Source organism: Microbacterium esteraromaticum, from assembly GCF_016907315.1.
Lineage (GTDB): Bacteria > Actinomycetota > Actinomycetes > Actinomycetales > Microbacteriaceae > Microbacterium > Microbacterium esteraromaticum.
Genome location: NZ_JAFBBS010000001.1, coordinates 2,441,921 through 2,462,715 on the forward strand (window position 1 = coordinate 2,441,921; position 20,795 = coordinate 2,462,715).

Below are 20,795 nucleotides of genomic sequence, written 5' to 3' on the forward strand. Positions count from 1 at the left end.
CACAGATTCCCCCAAGCCGTCGTCCGGTCTTTCGCGACGTTCCGTCATGAAGGGGGCGGCCTGGACCGTTCCTGCACTCATGGTTGCGACGGCTGCGCCGGCATACGCTCTCAGCTGCATCGAGGGCAACTGGGCGGCCATCGGCCGCGGCAAGATGCTGAGCGGCGGCCTGTTCAACATCGATCTCGACACGCTCGCGTCGGTCGATGGAACGATCGCCTCTGCGCCCACGCTGGTCGCGGAGACCGGCTTCGTGCACGGCCCCAATGCCGAAGGTGACCCGGACAAGCACGCCAACCCGCTGAGCGTCACCGCACTCGGGACGATCAACGTCACCGCCACGGGGCTCACCACCACCGTGTCTCAGCTTCTCGGGCTCGTCGCGAGCGCCCCCGACGGGACTGGCCTCCTGAACCAGTTCGGATTCGCTCAGAGCAACGGGCTCTCGATGGGCGCATCCGGCTATGTCGACGACAACGGAACCATCCGTGTGGCTCCTGCTGGCGGATACCCGCAGGTCGCCAGCCTCGACCTCAAGCAGTTCCTGACCCCGCTGCTCGGATCGGCGACGACCGGTTTCCTGGCCAACGTCACCAACCTCAAGCTCGACGTCGGCGCCCTTGTGGGACGCGCCGTTCTCGAGCAGATGTGCAACACGGTGGTCAACCCGCAGGGCTACAGGCTCACTCGCGAGTACCTGGTCGCGTACCTGAGACTCGTGCTGACGTCGCCGCTGGTCGGCAGCATCGTCACTGCTGTGACGAGCGCGGTGAACACGGCGAACCTGTCGGTGGATTCGGCCGCTCTGCTGACTGCACTGGGGCAGATTCCGCTTCTCGGGCCGGTGGTGAGCGCTCTCGTGGCGGCTGCTGCGCAGCCGACGGTCAAGATCAGCGCCAACGTCGGGCAGGTCATCACCGCGCTCACGTCCTCGCCGATCGGGTCGGGGACGGCGATCATCACCGACCTCGGCGGCGGGACCGTCACGATCGATGTCGCCTCGCTCCTCGGCAGCGCGTTCCCCGGCGGCGCGTCGGCAATGGCCAACTCGCTCCCCGCGAACTCGGTCCTGTTCGTCGACTATCCGTTGCCGACGAACGTGCTCGCCGATCAGCTCTCGCAGATGCAGAACGAGATCATCACGCGGATCGCGGGCTTCGTCAGCGTCGAGATCTCGTACAGTATCGCCGGCGGCCTCACGACGCTGAGGGTCTCTGGAACGCTGGCCGATCTGCTGAACGGCAACGCGACGATCACGGCCACGCTGCTCGGCTCATCGGTCGTGAACGGTCCTATCACCAACGCCGCGCTCGTGACGGTCGGGAACATCGTCCGTGGTGGTCTGCTCGCCACAGGCGGAGTGATCAACGTCGCACTCGTTGCGCTGAACAATCTGCTCGCGACGATCTTCGACGCGCTGAAGAACCTGCTGAACATCACGCTGAACGTGCAGAACCTGCCCCAGGCCAACAACAACCCGAGCATGCCGGACAACGGACCAGGGCCTGCACGCTGGTCGTCGGGAGCTCAGGCGCTCCCGACAGGACGGTTCGACGTCGCAGCTCTCGGCATCACCGCCGTGGCGGCGCTTCCGGTGCCGAGTGTTCTGGATCTGTTCCTCGCACGTGGAAGCGTCGGGCCGCACACCGCAGCCTGAGCGTGACGCTCGACTGAGAGGCCGGTCCTTCGGGGCCGGCCTCTCGGCAGTCCGGCTCCGTCCCCGCCGGAGCCGGACCGGCGGGGGCGCCTGCCTTCGTCTCGCTTTGCGCCGGAAGCCCCTGATGCCGTAAGCTATCCCCTTGGTGCCTGCTCTTCGGCTTGCCGAAGATGCGGGTACGACGAACGTGAGCCCTCCACTGGCGCGTGTTTCGTCTCGGTTCCTGCGAGATGAAACCCACCCCGGAGTGGGATTCACGAACCTCTCCGTTCGAATCAAGAAAGCAGCACTATCGTGACGCGCACTTACACCCCGAAGGCCGGGCAGGTCCAGCGTGACTGGATCGTCATCGACGCGACCGACGTCGTTCTCGGCCGTCTGGCATCGCACGCAGCAGCAATCCTGCGTGGCAAGCACAAGGCAACCTTCGCTCCTCACGTCGACACCGGTGACTTCGTCATCATCGTCAACGCAGAGAAGGTCGCCCTCACGGGCCAGAAGCTCCAGAAGAAGATGGCCTACCGCCACTCCGGTTACCCGGGCGGCCTGACGGCCACCTCGTACGCCGAGCTTCTCGAGAAGCACCCGGTTCGCGCCGTGGAGAAGGCCGTCCGCGGCATGCTCCCGAAGAACACCCTGGGTCGTCAGCAGCTGTCGAAGCTCAAGGTCTACGCAGGTGCCGAGCACCCGCACGCCGCTCAGCAGCCCACGCCGTACACCCTCGACCAGGTCGCGCAGTAAGCGCCCCTCAGATTTCTAAGGACATACTCGTGGCTGAAATCCAGGACACCACCGAATTCCCGCAGAACTTCTCGACCTCGAGCCCTGAGGCCGAGGTTCAGGAGTCGGCTCCCCGCCCCGTGCTCTCCGTTCCCGGCGCCGCAGTCGGCCGTCGCAAGCAGGCCATCGCCCGCGTGCGTCTGGTTCCCGGCTCGGGCACCATCACCGTCAACGGCCGCACGCTCGAGGACTACTTCCCGAACAAGCTGCACCAGCAGCTGATCAACGACCCCTTCACGGTTCTGAACCTGCAGGGTGCGTACGACGTCATCGCTCGCATCTCGGGTGGCGGCGACTCGGGTCAGGCCGGCGCTCTCCGCCTCGGCATCGCCCGTGCACTGAACAACATCGACGCCGAGAACAACCGTCCGACCCTCAAGAAGGCCGGCTTCCTCTCGCGCGACGCCCGCGTCATCGAGCGCAAGAAGGCTGGTCTCAAGAAGGCCCGCAAGGCTCCTCAGTACTCGAAGCGCTGATCCCTACAGTTCCCTCTATGGCACTGTTCGGAACGGACGGCGTGCGGGGGCTGGCCAATGGCCAGCTCCTCACCGCCGAACTTGCGCTCCACCTGGCCCAGGCGACTGCTGTCGTCCTGGGCCAGGGCCGTATTGCCGATGCGCGTCGCGCTGCCGGCAAGCGGCTCACCGCTGTCGTCGCGCGTGACCCGCGCATCTCGGGCCACTTCCTCAGCGCCGCAGTCGAAGCCGGTCTGGCGTCGTCCGGCGTGGATGTGCTGGATGCGGGAACCCTGCCCACGCCGGCGGCGGCCTTCCTCATCTCCGACATCGACGCCGACTTCGGCGTCATGATCTCGGCTTCGCACAATGCTGCTCCCGACAACGGCATCAAGATCTTCGCCCGTGGCGGAGTCAAGCTGCCCGACCTCGTCGAGCAGCGCATCGAAGAGCACATCGAATCGGGCGTCAAGTTGCAGCCCACTGGTGCCGAGGTCGGTCGCGTCATCCGGTTCTCAGATGCTGAGGACCGCTACATCATGCACCTCCTGGCCTCGCTGCCGCATCGCCTCGACGGCATTCACGTCGTGCTCGACTGCGCGAACGGCGCAGCTTCCGGCGCATCGCCCGAGGTCTTCCGCGCAGCGGGCGCCAAGGTCAGCGTCATCGGCGCCGATCCCGACGGCCTGAACATCAATGATGGTGTGGGTTCGACTCACCTCGACAAGCTCGCGGCCGAGGTGATCCGAGTCGGGGCCGACGTGGGCATCGCCCATGACGGCGACGCCGACCGCTGCCTTGCGGTCGACGCCGACGGCAACATCATCGACGGTGACCAGATCATGGCGATCCTCGCGGTCGCGATGAAGAGCCGCGGCACGCTGGTCGATGACACCCTCGTCGCCACGGTCATGAGCAATCTCGGGTTGCACATCGCCATGCGCGAGCAGGGCATCGCCGTGCGCCAGACGGCAGTCGGCGACCGCTATGTGCTCGAAGACATGAACGCCGGCGGCTATTCGCTCGGCGGCGAGCAGTCGGGTCATGTGATCATGAGCGACTTCGCCACCACCGGCGACGGCTTGCTCACCGGACTCCACTTGGTCGCCGAGATGGCGCGCCAGAAGAAGTCGATCGCGGAGCTCGCCTCGATCATGACGGTCTACCCGCAGGTGATGATCAACGTGAAGGGCGTCGACAAGGACGCCGTCTCCGATCACCACGGTGTGCAGGAGGCCGTAAAGGCCGTCGAGAACGAACTGGGCTCGTCGGGCCGCGTGCTGCTGCGCAAGTCGGGCACCGAGCCACTCGTCCGCGTGATGGTCGAGGCGTCGGACGCCGAGACCGCTAATGCCCATGCGGCGTCGCTTGCGGAGGCCGTGCGCACACACCTCGCTCTGTGAGGCGCGTGCATAGGTGAAGGCGGGCTGCCTGGGAGCAGCCCGCCTTCATTGTTTTGCCTGCCGATTCCCCCCCCCCCCCCGGGACGGCAGAGCCGATGGCGGCTGCTGTCACTGGGGGTGAGAGCTCAGCCATCGGGTCAGGGTGGGTCAGAGGAGCACCCCGTCTTCGCGGGCGAGTCGGGCGAGGTCCAGTTTGGAATGCGCTACTCGTCCGAGCTGGATGTACTTGCGTTTCACACGTGCCAGGTACTTGCGGGCGGTGTCTTCCTTCGTGCCGATCTCAAGGGCGACGGCAGAGATGGATTTTCCTCGCACGTAGAGGTCGAAGACCTTCGATTCCTGTGGTGAGAGATCGGGAGTTCGTGGATCGGGTGCGGCGGCATTCCGCGCGAGCGCGGAGACATGCTCTTCGCCGGCGAGCACCTCGTCGACGCAGTCGAGCAAGGTGGACTCGTCGTCTTCTTTGGTGATGAGACCATCGAGGTCGAATTCGAGAAGCGTGCGAGCGGCGGCCTTCGGGCTCATCGACGAGATGACCATGACCTTGATGCCCGCTTGGCGCAGCGAGGTGAGGGTCTTGCGTGTCTGCTGCGCGTCGTCGAACGGGAGTGCCTCGACCACGAGCAGGTGCGGCCATTGCGAGCGCGGCTCGGTGCGCAGCCACTCCATCAGCGCGGCGATGGACCCGCTGGTGTGGACGATGGAGATGCCGGCCACCTCTTCGAGGATCTCGACCGTGCGCAGCCGCTGCAGCACATGCGGCTCGACGACGGCGGCCCGGCGCCACGTGCGCCGATACGCAGGCTTCACACGCATTGACGATCTTCCCATCACTCAGGAGACACCCGAGGGAAGTCTCCCAAGGCAGCACGCGCACGGCCGAAGATTGGCCGAGATTGGCGCATGCATTGTCGCAAGTAGGTGAACCCCAGGATTCCGGGTGTGATCGTCGCATATGTGAAGGCGGGCTGCCTGGGAGCAGCCCGCCTTCATTGTTTTGTCTGCCGATTCCCCCCCCGGGTCGGCAGAGCCGATGGCGTCTGCTGTCACTGGGGGTGACAGCAGGCATCACCGGGGCCTAGGGCTTCAGAGAAGCAGTCCGTCTTCGCGGGCGAGTCGGGCGAGGTCGAGCTTTGAATGCGCTACTCGTCCCCGCTCGATGTACTTGCGCTTCACGCGCGCCAGGTACTTGCGCGCCGTGTCTTCCTTCGTGCCGATCGCGCTGGCGACGGCGGCGATCGTCTGACCGTGCACATAGAGGTCGAGCACCTTCGATTCCTGTGGTGAGAGATCGGGAGTTCGTGGATCCGGTGCGGCGGCATTCCGCGCGAGCGCGGAGACATACTCATCGCCGGCGAGCACCTCGTCGACGCAGTCGAGCAAGGTGGACTCGTCGTCTTCTTTGGTGATGAGACCATCGAGGTCGAATTCGAGAAGCGTGCGAGCGGCGGCCTTCGGGCTCATCGACGAGACGACCATGACCTTGATGCCCGCTTGGCGCAGCGAGGTGAGGGTCTTGCGTGTCTGCTGCGCGTCGTCGAACGGGAGTGCCTCGACCACGAGCAGGTGCGGCCATTGCGAGCGCGGCTCGGTGCGCAGCCACTCCATCAGCGCGGCGATGGACCCGCTGCTGTGGACGATGGAGATGCCGGCCACCTCTTCGAGGATCTCGACCGTGCGCAGCCGCTGCAGCACATGCGGCTCGACGACGGCGGCCCGGCGCCACGTGCGCCGATACGCAGATTTCGCATGCATTGAAGATTTCCCGTCAGTCTCAGTTCGTGCGATTCGGCATCGCAGTCCGTCTTCTCAGTTGTCGTGTCTGTGGTTTCGACGGCAGGACCTCCAGAGGGAGGGAGGCCCTGCCGTCTTTTCGCGCAGCCGGTACTCCCCGGTACGGCTCGCGGGGCGACGTGACCACAGCGCAATCCCCCGATTGCTGGCACTCTCGTCGCCTACATATAGAGATGGGCGCCGATTCGAGTCATCACGCAGCTCGACGCAGATGGCGCATTCCGGTCTACGAGCTGGCGGAAAATAGAAGCGCTGAGCTTCTTCTCCTCGCCGATGAGCGGGTTCTCGCCGGTCACCCCTTCGGCGGTCGAAGCCGGCTCTCGGCGGTTCGCCGACGCGTCGTCCTCATCAGCGCAACCGCACCCGCGCCTACCACCGCGCCGATCGTATTCACGAGCACATCGGCGGCTGAGGCATCCCGGGGCAGCGCCGCGAACTGCACCAGCTCGACCGTGGTCGACAGGGTCAGTGCGATCAGCGCCCACAGCCACCAGCGCACCCGTGGCCAGAGTGTCGCGGCCAGTGCGACCGGCAGCGCGAAGAGCAGCAGGTTGAGAGCGACGTCGTAGGTCTCGATCGTCACGAACGGGGGGATGCCCATGCTGCGCCCCGCGTAGTAGAGCCAGACGACGAAGCGGTTGAGCATCCATCCGATCGGCAGCAACACGATCGCGAGCCCGCCGATCAGACAGGCGCCGAGGAGGGCGACAAGCAGCGACCGCCGCGCGGGGCGCTGCTCACGAGCCGGCCTGGACATCAGGCCATTGTCGCAGTGACGACGACGGCTCCTGAGGCCTCCAGCCCCATGAGGTGTCGCCACCCGTCATGGCCCCCGCCGACGCCGGGGAGAACCGATCGAGGACCGTGCTACCGCGCTGACCCCTTCCGGCGTCGCTGCGCCAGCCACGTGCGGCCCCATCGCCTGATCGGGGACTCCACGAACCGGTACGACAGCGCGACGACCGCGGCCGTGAGCACGATGTCGATCGGCGCCGCGAGCTTCAACTCGATTCCCGGCCACAGCAGTGGCACCAGTCCCATCAGGGTGAGGCCATAGAGATACACCCCGTACGACCGAGCGCCGATCCACACGGGGACCCGCGATCCGAGCATCCGCGAGACCACCGTCGGCGGACCGACGGTGAGCTGCAGCAGCAGCGCGGCCGTCGCCACCGACGCCGCGATGAAAGTCGCCGGCCGCAGGGCCGGAACGTCGGTCATGGCGGCGAAGACGAACACGGCGCACGCGGCGAATGACACCCAGCGCTGTTCGATCAGACGCCGCACCCACGGGGTCAGACCACGAGCGCGCTGCTCCGCGGCCCAGCATCCGATCACCAGAGGCAGCAGATGCCCGGTGGGGAGGAAGTAGTTCGGCCCGGTGAACGGCACGATCGCCGCCACGAGCACCGAGACGTGCAGAAACCATCGTTGGGTGCGCAGCGATGCACGCAGCAGCACGAGCACCAGCAGCGGGGGCCAGACGAAGTAGAACTGCTCTTCGACGCTCAGCGACCACGACTGGTTGAACGCCGTAGCGACCCGGTCGGTCCACGCCTGCTGGAAGTCGTTGAAGTAGAACAGCGCCCCGGCGACGCTCCACGGAACCTTCTCGCCCTCGCCGCCCAGAACTGCAGTGAGGGAGGCGATCGGCAGCCACAGCAGCAGCGCCGGCAGCAGACGGAAGGCTCGCCGCAGGTAGAACGCCCCGAAGCGCACCCGACCAGTGCCCGCGTACTCCGCCAGCAGCAGGCCGGTGATCAGGAAGGCGGACAGCACGAAGAACAGATCGACGCCGACGGCCCCACCGGGGAAGTACGCGGCCGCCAGATGCAAGAGGAAGACGGCGATCACCGCGATCGCGCGCACGCCGTCGAGCGAGGGCACGTAACCGGCTGTCGCGGGCGTACGCTCGGCCACTGTCGGGGGCTCATGCATGGCGATCGCGCTCAGCCTAGCCGCGAGCACCTGCGCGAGGGCACCCCGGGTGCGATACTGAGATACCGGGTGGGGGAAGGAGGGGCGATGACGCTCAGCCGTGCCTCAGTCCGCACTCTTCTCGCCGACTTCTGGGCGAACCTCTGGCGGTGGATGCTCTTCGCCGTCGCGACTGTGCTGGCCATCTACTTCCTGCTCGAGCGCGCGCTGGACGACGGCATCGCCAGTGCCATCGCCCTCGCCGTGATCGTGATCGGTGTGGTGATCACGCCCAGGCATCCGATGGTGCTTCCTCTGCTGGCCGTGCCGGGAGCATTCGTCACAGCGCGTGTCGGCTTCGGCGGCGCCGACCTCACGGTCTCGGACCTCGCCATCGCGATCGGATTCTTCACCGTGGTGCTGCTCTCGCAGCGCGACTTCCACCCGACGCTGCGCGCCATGCTCTGGTTCAACGCCCTGTACCAGTTCGCCACCCTCTTCACCGTCATCGTCAACCCGTACCCCCAGAACGTCGTCGAGTGGTTCCACGCGTGGCTTCTCATCGGCGGAGCGCTGGTGCTCGGGTGGGGCATCGGTCGCGCAGGGATGCTGCGCACCGCGCTGCTGCTGATGATCGGGGCCGCGACCGTGATCGCGCTCGGCACCATCGCGACGGCCGTCGTCGTCTTCGTGACCGAGGGAGTGCAGGCGATCTACCCGCGCTGGCCGTGGAGCATGCACAAGAACTTCGCAGGCTTCGCACTCGCGACAGCCGTGCTGATCGTGTTCATCAGACCGCCGGCGGCGAACCTGTCGCGGCGTCTCACGGTGCCGTCGATGTGGCTGTTCCTCGTCGCGCTCGCGCTCACCCAGTCGCGCCAGGCGGTCATAGGCCTCATCGTCGTCCTGCTGCTGTACGTCGTGCGCTCCGGCGCGAGCAGGCACAAGCTGCTCGTGGCTGTGCTCGCGGTGCCCGGTGCGGTGCTCATCGTGCAGAGCGTGATCGAGCAGGTCGAGTCGCAGAACAAGTTCAACTCGACGTACCAGCGGCTGGAGTGGTTCCGTGAGGTCTACGCGCTCTGGAAGCATTCGCCGTTCGTCGGCCACGGACTGCGCTACTGGTACGTGCACCCGACGGCGAACTTCCAGCCGCCGCAGGCCGAGCTCGAGGTGCTCGCATCTGCCGGCCTGATCGGCCTGGCGGCGTTCGCCGTCATGTGGGTCGGCTTCGCCGTCGCGCTCTGGAAGTTCTGGACGAGCAGCAGCGCGTTCGGCGCGTTGGCTTTCGCCGCCGTGATCTCGCGCATCGTCGCCGCGCAGTTCGACCTGTTCTGGGTGGCCTCCCAGGTGTCGGTGCCGTTCCTCATCGCAGGCCTCTGCCTGGGTGCGCAGGTGCACTGGCAGAACTCGCAGACGCAATCGGGTGCGGAACGCGTACCTTCTAATATCGATCACGAGGGAAAACTGGGGGTGGCATGGAACTCCGTGACTACGCGAACGCGCTGAGGCGGCACTGGCTCGGAATCGTCCTGCTGACCGTTCTGGGACTCGCGGCGAGCTACGGCTGGTCGGCGATTCAGACGCCGGTGTATCACGCAGATGCCAGCGGCGTCGTGAGGGTGCGCACGGCGCCAGGCGAGGTGATCACGCCGGGTGCCAACGAGACGCTGTCGAATGCCAAGGTGCCGACGTATCTCGAGATGGCGAGCTGGCGCAGCGTCGCCGAGAAGGCGGCCGAGACGCTCAACCTCCCCGACAAGCCCGAGAGCCTCGTGCAGCGTGTCACCGTCGACAACCCTCCCGGCACGCCGATCCTGAAGGTGACCGCGGCTGCATCCACCCCCGAGGCCGCGCGCGATCTCGCCGAGGCGTGGGTCAACGGTCTCACCGAGACGATCGAGGAGCGCGAGGGCACGGGCGCCGTGAACTCCGCCCCGTTCACGGTCGAGCTCGCCGAATCGTCGGCACTGCCCTCGGCACCCTCGTTCCCCGACAAGCGGATGGCTCTGCTCGTCGGAGGCGTGCTCGGTCTCGGCATGGGCATCGCCTTCGCGCTCGTTCGTGCAGTCTCCGACCGGCGCGTGCGCTCCACTGACAACGTCGAGCAGCGTCTCGGCAGCTCGGTCGTGGGCACCCTGCCGGCTGCTGAGGAGGTGCAGGGCGGCCACCGCCTGCTGACAGAGGACCAGACCGGCACGAAGTCGAGTTACGCGATGCGTGAAGCGCTGCGCGTGATACGAACGAACCTGCAGTTCATGGACGTCGACAACCCGCCCCGCATCATCGTCGTCAGCAGCGCGGTACCCGGCGAAGGCAAGTCAACGGTCGCAGCGAACCTCGCCGCCACCCTCGCCGCCAACGGCGCCCCCGTGGTGCTGGTCGACGGCGACCTGCGCCGGCCGACGGTCGCGAGCACCACGGGGGTCGAGGCTCCAGCCGGCCTCACCGATGTGCTCGCCGGTCGCGTGGCGCTGGGCGATGTGCTGCAGTCCACCCCGCATGCGCAGAGCCTGGCCGTGCTCACGGCGGGCACGATTCCGCCCAACCCGAGCGAGGTGCTCGGTTCGGCGCGCATGAAGTCGGTGCTCGACGAGCTCGCGGAACATGCGACGGTGATCGTCGACGCCCCGCCGCTGCTCGCGGTGACCGACGGCGCAGTGCTGGCGCATCAGGCCGACGGGGTTCTGCTCGTCATCTCGGTGGGCAAGACCACCTACGACCTCGTCGAGAAGGCGAAGGAAGCGCTGAACAAGGTGCACGGCCGGGTGCTGGGCGTCGTGCTGAACCGAGCGCCGCTGACCGGTGCCGAGTCGTCGGTGTACACCTACGAGTACACGCCCGCAAAGGAATCGAGGCGACGCGCCCGGCGGGCGAAGCAGGCGGCAGCGGCGTCCGCCGCCACCCCGCGCCCCGTGGATCCCGTGACGCCGGAGCCCACCGCGCACGAGGCCGATGACACCCGCATCTCCGAGAACCCCGAGACGGCGTCGCCCGCAACCGAGGACTTCGACGAGCTGCTGCGCGGCGCGACCGTCGAGGTGCGGCCGCGCCGGGCACCGCGCAATGCCAAGAACAAGTGACGGCGACGGCAGTGACGCGAAAGCGTCGCCGCGCCGCGTCGCGCTGATCGCCTCGTCGTTCGCGCCCCACGTCGGCGGCGTCGAAGAGCACGTCGGCCAGATTGCGAGGCAGCTGCATGCACGCGGTCACACCGTCGAGGTGTGGACGGTCGACCGCGGCGTGCGTCCGGATGCGCCGTTCGCCGCCCATGACGGCAGCGAGATCACCGTGCGCTACCTGCCGACGCCGCTGCCCGCGCGGTCCGTTGCGGCCATGCTGCGCTTCGGCTTGCGCGTCGCACCGGCATGGATGCGGTGGGCGCGGGCCCATCGCGGCTTCGCCCCCGAGGTGCTGCACGTGCAGTGCTTCGGCCCGAACGGCATCTACGCCGAGCGGCTGCATCGTCGCTTCGGAACCCCGCTCATCGTCAGCTCGCACGGTGAGACCCTGGGTGACGACCACGGCATCTATGCCCGTTCCGCACTGCTGCGCGCCCGGCTGCGCACGGCTATCGCCGCTGCCGCCGCCGTCACCGCCCCGAGCCGGTTCGCCCTCGACGATCTGAAGGCGCATCACGGTCTCGACTCGGCGGGCGAGATCGTCGCGAACGGCGTCGATCTGGATGTGGTTCCGGATGCCCTCCCGGTCTCGGATCAGCCCTACCTGTACGCGGTGGGGCGCCTCGGGCTGCCCAAGGGCTTCGACCTGCTGATCGACGCCTACGCGCGATCGGGCCTCTCACGCATTCCGCTCATCATCGGCGGCGAAGGACCCGAGCGCGATGCCCTGCAGCGGCGGATCGATGAGGCCGGACTCGACGAGCGCGTGCGTCTGATCGGAAGGCAGTCGCCGCAGCAGGTCGCCACAGGCATGGCCGGAGCGCTCGCCGTGATCGTGCCGTCGCGGTTCGAATCGTTCGGGATCGTGGCACTCGAGGCGTGGCGCGCGGGCACCGCACTGATCATGACCTCGCGCGGCGGGGCCGTCGACTTCGTGCGGCATGAGCAGAACGGCCTGCTCGTCGATCCGACAGACGTCGACGAGCTGGCTGCGGCGCTCATCCGCATCGTCTCGGACGATGAGCTGAGGGTGACGATCGCCCGCGCCGGCCACGAAGACGTCGACGCCTTCACCTGGGCACGCGCCGCCGAGGCCTATGAGCGCATCTACGATCGACTGCGGTGATGCCGCCGCGCCGAGGGCGCGTCGATCAGCCGCCGAGACGCTGCCACACGCGGGCATGCCCCTCGGCGCTGCGCTCCCACGTGAACTGGGCGGCATGCGCGCGGGCCCCGCGCACCAGGCCGTCGAGCTGCGCCCCGTCGTCTGTCGCGTCGAGGATGCCCGCCGCGATCGACGCGCCGTCGACACCGACCATGATCGCGTGCCCGTCGGCCACCTCGGTCAGGCTGCTCGTGTCAGCCACCACCGCCGGCACACGCGCCGCCATCGCCTCGAGCACCGGCAGCCCGAAGCCCTCGACGAGCGACGGCACGACCACCGCGCTCGCACCTGCCACAAGGCCAGGCATGACCTCGTCCGGCAGGCGACCGAGCATACGAACGCCCGGCATCCCCTCGAACAGGGCCGTCCGCCGGGGGTGATCCGGCCCCGCCAATGCGAGGGTGAGGTTCGGGCGACGGTGATGCACGGTCGGCCACGCCTCCGCGAGGCCCTCGAGATTCTTGCGCTGCGCCGCGCCGCCGGCGTGAAGCACGTAGGGGCCCTCGAGTCGCAGCGCAGCGCGATCACCGACGACGAGCGGGGCCGGATCGAAGTAGCGCGGGTCGACCCCGTTGTGCACGACGATCGGGTCGCGAACCCCCAGCAGATCCGCGGCCTCCTGCGCGGTGTACTCCGACACGCAGATGACTGCGGCAGCCCGACGCAGCTCCTCTGCGGCGGCGGGAACCGGAGCCGACTCGTCGGGAAAGCGCCAGGCGACCACGTCGTGCAGCGTCACCACGTCGTGTCGCCCAGGCGGCAGCTCCAGCGCCATGCGATGCGTGAGAGTGTCGCCGGCGAAGACAGCGGCCCCCAGCATCCGGCGCACGGCTGCCGGCGCCTTCGCCACCCTGCCGATCGGCAGGCGCCGCTCGCCGGGAAGGGGCGAGCGCAGCGACCGGATCGCCACCTCGCGCACGGCCCACGGAATCGGCGAGATCGCGGCCAGAGCATCCGCTGCCCGGTCAGAGATCTGACGCACGTACGCCTGAGCGCCCATCGGGTTGGCGGTCGCGATCGTCGCAATGCTCAGGCGGTGCATCCGGCTGCCCCCATCGAGTGTCTTCTGCCGCTGTGGTATCAGTATCGTGGACACGGGGAGACAGGCGAGTCCAGGCTCGTCGGAGTGGGAGACATATGCCTGACCGCACTGCCGTGGTCGTCATCGCGACGTATCGCAGGCCCGACCACGTCCGCACCTGCCTCCAGCACATCAGGCTGCAGACCGTCGAACCCGAGCGCGTCGTAGTCGTCGACGCGTCGCCCGACGACCTGACCCGCCGCGTGGTCGACGGCTTCCCTGGTGTCGAGTACCGCCGGAACGATCTCGGCGTCGGACTGCTCGCGACGTCGCGCGCCATCGGAGTGCAGGGCGCGACCGAAGACGTCATCGCGTTCATCGACGACGATGCCTACGCCGAACCGCAGTGGCTGGCCGAGATCCTCGCCGCATACGACGATCCGGCGGTGGGAGCCGTCGGCGGGCGCGCCGACAACGACCGGCCGGGCGAAGAGCGGGAAGGGTGGGACCGCATCGGCCGTCTGCTGCCTGACGGCACCCTGACCGGGAACTTCGGCGCCGACCCCGGGCGCGTGATCGAGACCGACCACATGCTCGGCGCCAACATGACCGTGCGCACCGAGGCGCTGCGCAGCATCGGCGGCATCCACGACTACTACCCCGGCACCTGTCTTCGTGAGGACTCCGATCTCGCCCTGCGAGTGAAGGCAGCCGGATGGAAGGTCGTCTTCGCGCCCCGGGCCGCCGTGCTGCACGTGGCGGGGGAGTACGCCAAGGGCAAGAGGTTCGATCTTCGCTACCGCTTCTACGGCGCGCGCAACCACATCCTGCTGCTCACCACCGTGCTGGGCCGCGGCGATGCGCACCTCGTGCGCCACTACGGCCGGGTGGCCGCCGGCATGGCGGCGGAGATCGGCGCTGGCGTCGGCGCTGTGGCGCACAAGCACGGTCTCGTCGCGAAGGCGCGCAGCGTCGTCGGCGGTTTCGCGCGTGCGGGCGCCGACCTGTTCGGCACGGCGGCGGGCATCGCAGCATCCATCCGCCCGAATGATCGGGCCGCCGACGCCTCACGGGAGTGGCGGCGGTGACCAGGCCGCTGCGGCTGCACGCCTACGTGCTCGTCGCAGACCCGAGCTATCTGCGGGAGAGCCTGGAAGCCTACTACCCGCATGTCGACCGGATCGTGCTGTCGTACGACCGCACCGCGACCTCGTGGACGGGCACGCCCCTGCCTGTCGAGCAGTGCCTCCGCATCATCGAAGAGGTCGACGTCGCCGGCAAGTGCGTGCACGCCCCCGGCGATTTCGCGCGACTCGATCACGAGCCGCTCGACAACGACACATTCCAGCGCCAGACGGCGCTGGACCTCGCCTCGGAGGGTGCTGATTGGGTGATCCAGCTCGACACCGACGAGGTGATGGCCGATCCGGCGCTGTTCATCGAGATGCTGCGCAGGGCCGATGCCGCCGGCGCCGCGGGGCTCGACTACCCCGCCCGCTGGCTCTACACCCGCACGGCCCCCGGGCGCTACCTCGAGGTGACTGATCGGCTCTGGCGTCACGCGGCCTCGTACCCCGGCCCGCTCGCGGTTCGCGCCGGAACGACATTGCGGCACGCGCGCCAGATCGGCGGTGAGCTGTTCCGCGTCGATCTCGCCCCGCAGAACACCGATCCCTGGCATCCGGCCGACGCGCGCGTCGATGCGGTGATCGCGCCCGAGAGCGCCGTGCTGCACTTCTCCTGGGTGCGCGATCCTGAGGTGATCCGCCGCAAGTTCGACTGGTCGGGTCACACCGCGTTCATGCGACCGCCGATCGTGCTGCGACGCTGGCTGTGGCGCACCCGGCATCCGCTGCTCACTGTGCTCACCACCCCGCTGCGGCGCAAGGAGGACGGCTGCTACCGCCTCTCCCGCATCCCCGAGCCCCCCGGTGGCGAGCCGATCGCCGTCCCGTTCGGCGACGGCGAGGCGACCCGCCGATGACCGGCATCATCCGTCCCGCGAAGCGCGTGGCGCGACGCGCCGCCGACGCGGCCGTGCGGCATACGCAGGACGCCGTCGATCTGCTGCGCCGGGGCGAGCGCACCGTGCTTCGCACCCCGCACGCCGGCATGCGGCTGGGCAACCTCCTCTATCTGTGGCTGCAGGCGCATCTCCGGTCGGCTCTCGGGCGGCCGGTCCGGGTTCTCGAGTCGCGCGGGATGGGGGAGTGGTGGGATGCCTTCCCCCGGCTGCGTGAGCTCAGCGTCACGGCCGACGAACTGCGATTCTCGGACCGCCGTGAGTGGGAGCCGGAGTGGCTGTATCAGCGCTACGGCGTCGACTTCACCCGCGAGCAGCTGCACGCCTTCATCGACGACGCCCTCGCACCCCTGCTCGTCCCGTCGGCCATCGACGCGCGACTGGTGATCAACGTGCGGCGCGGTGACTTCTATGGCACAGAGTTCGAACCCAAGCACGGTTTCGACGTGATCCGATACGTCACGGCCGCCGTCGCGCTCTTTCCCGATGCCACCGCGGCGCTGGTCGTCTCGGACGACGCCGAGTGGTGCCGCGCCCATCTGGGCGGGATGCTGACCGACCGCATCGGAGACGTCGCGTACGCCGACCCCGACCCCCTCGCCAACTTCCTGGCCATCGCCGGCGCCGAGCAGCTGATCGGCGCGAACTCGACGTTCTCGTACTGGGGGGCGTACGTGGCGGGCCGCAGGCACCCGTCGGCACGGATCGTGATGCCCCGCTTCATGGCGCGCATGGCCCACGGGTCCGACGCCCATCAGCTCGACCCTCGTTGGGTTGCGCTCGACGGGTTCCACTGAGCGGATCTAATCGAGTCGACCCAGCTCGACCAGACGCGCGAACTCGGGGTTCGTCGCACGCACCTCGTCGAATGTCCCTCGGGTGGCGACCCGCCCCGACTCGAGGAAGATGAGGGTGTCGGCATCGCGCACGGTCGAGAGCCGGTGAGCCACGATGATCACGGTCATCGTTCCGCGCAGACGATCGAGTGTGGCCGCTATCTCGTGCTCGGTGGCGTTGTCGAGTGCGCTCGTCGCCTCGTCGAGCACCAGCACGCGCGGTCGGCGGTACAGTGCCCTGGCGAGGCCGAGCCGCTGACGCTGTCCGCCCGATAGGCGCACGCCGCGGTCGCCGACGACGGTCTCGAGGCCGTCAGGCAGGTCGGCGACAAGGGAGTCGAGCTGCGCGATCGAGACGACCTCGGCCATGCGCTCACGGTCGAAGCGGTCGGGCGCGATTCCGTAGGCGATGTTCGCGGAGACCGTGTCGTTGACCAGGAAGACGTCCTGCGGCACGACGCCGAGATCGGCGTACCAGGTGGCGAGATCGTCGTCGATGCGCCGCCCACCGCAGGTGATCTCACCCTCGGTCGGGTCGAGAAGACCGAGAACCAGGTCCAGCAGTGTGCTCTTTCCCGCGCCGCTCGAACCGACGAAGGCCGTCGTCTCATCGGCCGGGATGCGCAGCGACAGATGCTCGAGCACAGGCACGTCGGCGTCGGGGTAGCGGAACGTGACATCGTGCAGCTCGATGTCCCCCGTGAAGCGGGCTTCGCTGGAGGGTGCGGGCTCGTGCATCCCCTCGGCCTTGAGCTCGCCGATCGCCTCCGTGAAGATCTGCAGGCCGGCAGCACCCGCGCGCATGGTCGCGACGTTGGCGGTCAGGCGGTTGAGCGTCGGCAGTGCGCGCATCGATGCCGCCGCGAACAGACCGAGCACGGACACGATCTGATCTGCCTCGCCGATCGCCATCAGCAGGATGGCGATACCCGCGATGGCGGTGATGAAGCTGACCTCGAGCAGATACCGCGGGATGTCGCCGAGAAAGCCCATGAGGCGGTTCTGATGCGCGCCGGCCAGACGTGCTCGGCGGAAGCTGTCGATCAGGCGCTCGGCGCTGCCGCTGAGGCGGGTCTCGCGAAAACCGTCCAGCCCGGGGAGGAGGGACTGCCACGCCTGCAGCCCCGTCTCGGCCAGGACCTCCCCGATGCGCAGCTGGCGACGCCGAAGCACCTGCTGCACGCCGAAGACGAGGACACCGAACAGGGCGACGGCGAAGAGGGTCACGCCGGGCGACGTCACGAGCAGCACCGCGACGATCGCGAGCAGCACGAGCACGTCTGTGAAAAGGGTCAGCCCGGCGAGGAGCACGCTCGCGGACTGCGTCGAGGCATCGTTGATGTTGCGGTAGATCGTGCTCAGGCTGCGCTGCCGGTGAGCGCTGTAGGGAGCCATGACGTAGCGCCGCATGAGCTCGACCGACGCCAGCGCCGAGACCCGCGTCGTGCGACCGAGGAGCCACCACCGGAACAGCAGTGAACCCGCGCTCTTGACGAGGAACGCGATCACCACGATTCCCGCGACGACGGGGATCAGCACGTGCAGATCACGTGTGCCGAGCTGATCGGCGATGGCGCGGTTCGCCCCCGTGAGGGGGCCGTCTGTGGTGACCAGCTGCATCAGCGGGACCATCGCTGCGACGCCCAGCATGTCGAGTGCTGCGAGCGTGATCGACGCGATCACGGTGCCGGCCACCCACTGCGAGGGCTTGGCGCCCGTCACGCGCAGGATGGTCAGCAGCTGCGGGATCATCCCGGGAGCGGTGCGCGCCTCACTCATCCGGAATCCTTCGTCAGATTTTCGCTCTCAGCGGGGGTGTTCGCGAAGCAGACAATACGCTAGCATTATCGCGATGGCATGGAGGATGCCATCAATTTTCTTTCAAATCGCTCTGGGGCTTGAGCGAATCGACTGGGGGCATCTCAATGTCTGAGAACGATCAGACCGGCATCAGCCGTCGTACCGTGACCAAGGCGATGGCGTGGGCGGTTCCGGCCGTCGCCGTCGCATCGACCGTGCCGTTCGCTGCCGCGTCGGCCATCGTCACCGTCAGCGAGGCAGGCGACGCCTGTAAGCTGCCGGGCAATTCCTGCAAGGACGCGGGCTACTCGAAGGGCTACCTTCAGCCGCTCAACATCTGCAACAACAGCATCGTGCCGATCACGGTGACGATCACCACGCCGGCGACGCTGACGTTCAACGGCAACGTGACAGCGTTCACCCCGATTCCCGCGTCGTTCACCGTCAATCCGGGCGATTGCCAGCGCGTCGTGCTGAACCTCAACCTCCAGGACAACAGCGAGCAGTCGTCGATCTACGGCACGCTGTACTGGACGTGGACCGAGAACGGCGGACCGCAGAGCGGTTCGGGTGAGACGGCGATCTCGACCGACGTGACGCCTCCGTGCGTCAACTGCACCGTCTGACACACGCAGAGCCTGCGAGAAGCCGTCGCCTTCGGGCGGCGGCTTCTGCTTTTCAGTGAGCGTCTGTCCCGGTAGCCAGCCGTCAGGGCGCAAGGCCGTGCAGCACCCGCGCGACCTGGCGCACCCGATCGGACCAGTCGTCAGCCGTGCCGTCGGCTCCCGCAGGGAAGGGGAGCGAGGTGCGCACCGCTGTCGCGACCGCCTCAGCGAAGCGCTCGCCCGTGTCGACGGTCGTCGCCTGATCGTCCCGGAACCCGGCGACAGGCGTCGAGAGAACGGGGCGGCCCACCGCCCGGTACTCGTAGAGCTTGAGCGGGTCGAGACTCTCGGTGAACGCCGTCACGACGTGCGGCACGACAAGGGCATCCGCGTGCTGCAGGTACGCAGGGACCTCGTCGCGCGACTTCGCCCCCAGCAGCACCACCCCGGCGGCGAGCAGCGATGCCGAGTCCTGTGCGGGCAGGGCATTCGGCCCGACGAGCACCAGCGTTGCCTCGTCGCCGAGCGCCCTCGCGGTGAGCACGCACAGGTCGACATCGAGGCGGTCGCGGTGCAGAGTGCCTGCGTAGACCGCCACGCGGCCGGCGGGAAGGTCACGCGGCCGCTCGGTGGGCATGCGGTAGCGAGTCAGATCGACGGCATTCCGGACGAGCGCGATGTCGTCGCGCTGATCGCTCTTGCGGCGGATGAGCTCGGGTGAGCACGCCATGACGGCGCCGGCGTTGCGCGTCAACCAGGCCTCCCCGTCGGCGACGCGCGCCCGCTCGGCCTCGGGGCGGTCGGCTTCGAGCCAGTCGTCGGTCATGTCGTACAGCGAAGTCCACCCCGAAAGGCGGGCCACGATCGCCGACGCCGGATCGTTCACCCAGAGGATCGGCCGCTGCATCGTCAGCCTCGAGGCCGCCGCGATGACCTTTCCGGCTCTCCGCTCGTCGGCGCCAGGGGCGAGCCTTCGAGGCAGGGACTTGAGCGGGCGAAGGGTCCACAGGCGATCCGCCACCTGGTGCACGCCGTGGCCGAACCCCGGCATGCGGCGTCGGCGCAGCGCGTGGATCGGATCATCCGGCGGTTCGACGAACAGCACCCGCAGGCTCGGGTCCTGAGCGAGCAGTCCGGCGATGAGGTACTGGTTGCGGCGCCACACCTCGTCCCACGGCTCCAGCGACATGACGACGAGATCGGTCATCGGGCACCCCGCTGCGCGATCACACGTCTGTACACGCCCTCGGTCGCATCCGCCTGCGCTCGCAAGGTGAACGACTCGAGCTGGCGTCGACGCTGAGCCTCGCCCAGACGTGCGCGCCGGGGCGCATCGGCCGACAGTGCGGCGAGCAGTGCGGCCGCGTCGGCGGCGTCGCCCGGAGCGTACAGCGCAGCGCCTGCGAGCGGGCGGAGCATCTCCGAGTGGCCACCGGCATCGCTGGCGACGATCGGAAGGCCGGATGCCATCGCCTCGAGTACCGTGAGACCGAAGTGCTCGAAAGGCGACGTCGCGAGCAGCATGCCCGCCGAGCGCATGAGGTCCGGCAGATCGTCCCGGAAGCCCCGGAAGACGACCGCATCGCCGAGCCCCAGATCGTCAGCGAGGGTACGAAGCCACCGCTCCTGCGGGCCGGTGCCCGCGATCTCGAGCCGCCAGTCCGCGGCGGCGAGGCCGGAGGCGGCGAACGCGCGCACGCCGACGGCGGTGTCCTTCTCGGGCTGCAGACGCTGCGCCATGAGCACGGTGCGCTCTCGCTCCGACTCGCTCGCCTCGACCGGATCGACTCCGGGATGCACGATGGTCGACGGCACTCCGATCGACTCGGCGACGGCCCGGCTGATCGAGATCTCGGCATCGAGCATGCGCTCGACGGCGCGGTAGGCGATCGACGGGCCTCGCGACCCTCGCCGCAGCGCGAAGTGGCGGGTCGAGACGAGCGCCGGGCCGCGTCGCGTGACGAGTCCCGCGATGGCCGCTGCCGTGTCGGCCGCCGTCATGTGCGAGTTGACCACGTCGACATCGGACGACCGGATCGCTGTGAGAGCCTCTCCCACGCTCGTGGCCGGAGCGAAGCTCACTCCCGCTTCGCGTAGCGGCAGTGCCATCCGCCTGGTGTCGCCGCCCGCGACGAAGACCTCGTGCCCGTCGGCGGCTTGGACCGCGGCCAGCCGGCGGATGAACTGCTCCACGCCCGCGAACCGATCAGAGACCGTCAC

The 20,795-nt window shown here is 68.3% G+C and carries 19 protein-coding genes; 11 read left to right on the plus strand and 8 right to left on the minus strand.

Annotated elements, in window-relative coordinates:
* Positions 1-79 precede the first annotated feature (79 nt).
* The 4 genes from JOE67_RS11675 to glmM all read left to right on the plus strand — a co-directional run bounded on the left by JOE67_RS11675 (position 80) and on the right by glmM (position 4,295).
* A complete protein-coding gene (locus JOE67_RS11675) occupies positions 80-1,657 on the plus strand; it encodes a choice-of-anchor G family protein (protein ID WP_204975724.1) in 1,578 nt (525 codons plus the stop codon).
* 294 nt (positions 1,658-1,951) lie between these two features.
* Positions 1,952-2,398 (plus strand): 50S ribosomal protein L13, encoded by a 447-nt coding sequence (rplM, locus tag JOE67_RS11680; protein WP_071640481.1) that lies wholly within the window; start codon positions 1,952-1,954, stop codon positions 2,396-2,398.
* A 29-nt stretch (positions 2,399-2,427) separates the two neighbouring features.
* Positions 2,428-2,913 (plus strand): 30S ribosomal protein S9, encoded by a 486-nt coding sequence (rpsI, locus tag JOE67_RS11685; protein WP_204975725.1) that lies wholly within the window; start codon positions 2,428-2,430, stop codon positions 2,911-2,913.
* A 17-nt stretch (positions 2,914-2,930) separates the two neighbouring features.
* A complete protein-coding gene (glmM, locus tag JOE67_RS11690) occupies positions 2,931-4,295 on the plus strand; it encodes a phosphoglucosamine mutase (RefSeq protein ID WP_204975726.1) in 1,365 nt (454 codons plus the stop codon).
* Between the two features lie 147 nt (positions 4,296-4,442).
* On the opposite strand, the gene JOE67_RS11695 is transcribed toward glmM, so the two are convergent.
* The 4 genes from JOE67_RS11695 to JOE67_RS11710 all read right to left on the minus strand — a co-directional run bounded on the left by JOE67_RS11695 (position 4,443) and on the right by JOE67_RS11710 (position 8,027).
* Positions 4,443-5,111: a helix-turn-helix transcriptional regulator gene (locus JOE67_RS11695; RefSeq protein ID WP_204975727.1), complete on the minus strand. Its 669-nt coding sequence runs from the start codon at positions 5,109-5,111 to the stop codon at positions 4,443-4,445.
* A 270-nt stretch (positions 5,112-5,381) separates the two neighbouring features.
* The gene (locus JOE67_RS11700; protein WP_204975728.1) at positions 5,382-6,050 is read right to left on the minus strand and encodes a helix-turn-helix transcriptional regulator; all 669 of its coding nucleotides are present in this window, start codon (positions 6,048-6,050) and stop codon (positions 5,382-5,384) included.
* Between the two features lie 331 nt (positions 6,051-6,381).
* The gene (locus tag JOE67_RS11705; protein ID WP_204975729.1) at positions 6,382-6,846 is read right to left on the minus strand and encodes a VanZ family protein; all 465 of its coding nucleotides are present in this window, start codon (positions 6,844-6,846) and stop codon (positions 6,382-6,384) included.
* Between the two features lie 110 nt (positions 6,847-6,956).
* Positions 6,957-8,027, minus strand: a complete 1,071-nt coding sequence (locus JOE67_RS11710; RefSeq protein WP_204975730.1) for an acyltransferase family protein — start codon at positions 8,025-8,027, stop codon at positions 6,957-6,959.
* 87 nt (positions 8,028-8,114) lie between these two features.
* On the opposite strand from JOE67_RS11710, the gene JOE67_RS11715 reads away from it, so the two are divergent.
* Genes JOE67_RS11715 through JOE67_RS11725 form a run of 3 tightly spaced genes read left to right on the plus strand, consistent with a single transcriptional unit; the run spans position 8,115 to position 12,251 of the window.
* Positions 8,115-9,512 carry an O-antigen ligase family protein gene (locus tag JOE67_RS11715; RefSeq protein ID WP_204975731.1) on the plus strand — a complete coding sequence of 466 codons (1,398 nt, stop codon included), beginning with the start codon at positions 8,115-8,117 and terminating at the stop codon, positions 9,510-9,512.
* Positions 9,482-11,086, plus strand: coding sequence for a tyrosine-protein kinase domain-containing protein (locus tag JOE67_RS11720; protein ID WP_204975732.1), 1,605 nt, complete (start codon positions 9,482-9,484; stop codon positions 11,084-11,086). Before JOE67_RS11715 ends, JOE67_RS11720 begins: the two co-directional genes overlap by 31 nt.
* Positions 11,070-12,251 carry a glycosyltransferase family 4 protein gene (locus tag JOE67_RS11725; RefSeq protein ID WP_204975733.1) on the plus strand — a complete coding sequence of 394 codons (1,182 nt, stop codon included), beginning with the start codon at positions 11,070-11,072 and terminating at the stop codon, positions 12,249-12,251. Before JOE67_RS11720 ends, JOE67_RS11725 begins: the two co-directional genes overlap by 17 nt.
* A 25-nt stretch (positions 12,252-12,276) precedes the next feature.
* Here JOE67_RS11725 and JOE67_RS11730 read toward each other — a convergent pair whose 3' ends face one another.
* Entirely contained in the window at positions 12,277-13,332 is a 1,056-nt protein-coding gene (locus JOE67_RS11730) for a glycosyltransferase family 4 protein (RefSeq protein ID WP_204975734.1), read from the minus strand.
* A 95-nt stretch (positions 13,333-13,427) separates the two neighbouring features.
* Here JOE67_RS11730 and JOE67_RS11735 point away from each other — a divergent pair, with 95 nt between their 5' ends.
* Genes JOE67_RS11735 through JOE67_RS11745 form a run of 3 tightly spaced genes read left to right on the plus strand, consistent with a single transcriptional unit; the run spans position 13,428 to position 16,131 of the window.
* A complete protein-coding gene (locus JOE67_RS11735; protein ID WP_204975735.1) occupies positions 13,428-14,399 on the plus strand; it encodes a glycosyltransferase family 2 protein in 972 nt (323 codons plus the stop codon).
* On the plus strand, positions 14,396-15,295 hold the full coding sequence (locus tag JOE67_RS11740) for a glycosyltransferase family protein (RefSeq protein WP_204975736.1): 900 nt from the start codon (positions 14,396-14,398) through the stop codon (positions 15,293-15,295). Before JOE67_RS11735 ends, JOE67_RS11740 begins: the two co-directional genes overlap by 4 nt.
* Positions 15,292-16,131, plus strand: coding sequence for an alpha-1,2-fucosyltransferase (locus JOE67_RS11745; RefSeq protein WP_204975737.1), 840 nt, complete (start codon positions 15,292-15,294; stop codon positions 16,129-16,131). Before JOE67_RS11740 ends, JOE67_RS11745 begins: the two co-directional genes overlap by 4 nt.
* Before the next feature lie 6 nt (positions 16,132-16,137).
* Here the strand turns inward: JOE67_RS11745 and JOE67_RS11750 are convergent, their stop codons facing one another.
* A complete protein-coding gene (locus JOE67_RS11750) occupies positions 16,138-17,949 on the minus strand; it encodes an ABC transporter ATP-binding protein (RefSeq protein ID WP_204975738.1) in 1,812 nt (603 codons plus the stop codon).
* 146 nt (positions 17,950-18,095) lie between these two features.
* On the opposite strand from JOE67_RS11750, the gene JOE67_RS11755 reads away from it, so the two are divergent.
* Positions 18,096-18,596 (plus strand): hypothetical protein, encoded by a 501-nt coding sequence (locus tag JOE67_RS11755; protein WP_204975739.1) that lies wholly within the window; start codon positions 18,096-18,098, stop codon positions 18,594-18,596.
* 82 nt (positions 18,597-18,678) lie between these two features.
* On the opposite strand, the gene JOE67_RS11760 is transcribed toward JOE67_RS11755, so the two are convergent.
* Positions 18,679-19,782: a glycosyltransferase gene (locus JOE67_RS11760; protein WP_204975740.1), complete on the minus strand. Its 1,104-nt coding sequence runs from the start codon at positions 19,780-19,782 to the stop codon at positions 18,679-18,681.
* The gene (locus JOE67_RS11765) at positions 19,779-20,795 is read right to left on the minus strand and encodes a glycosyltransferase (RefSeq protein ID WP_204975741.1); all 1,017 of its coding nucleotides are present in this window, start codon (positions 20,793-20,795) and stop codon (positions 19,779-19,781) included. The genes JOE67_RS11760 and JOE67_RS11765 overlap by 4 nt, the downstream gene beginning before the upstream one ends.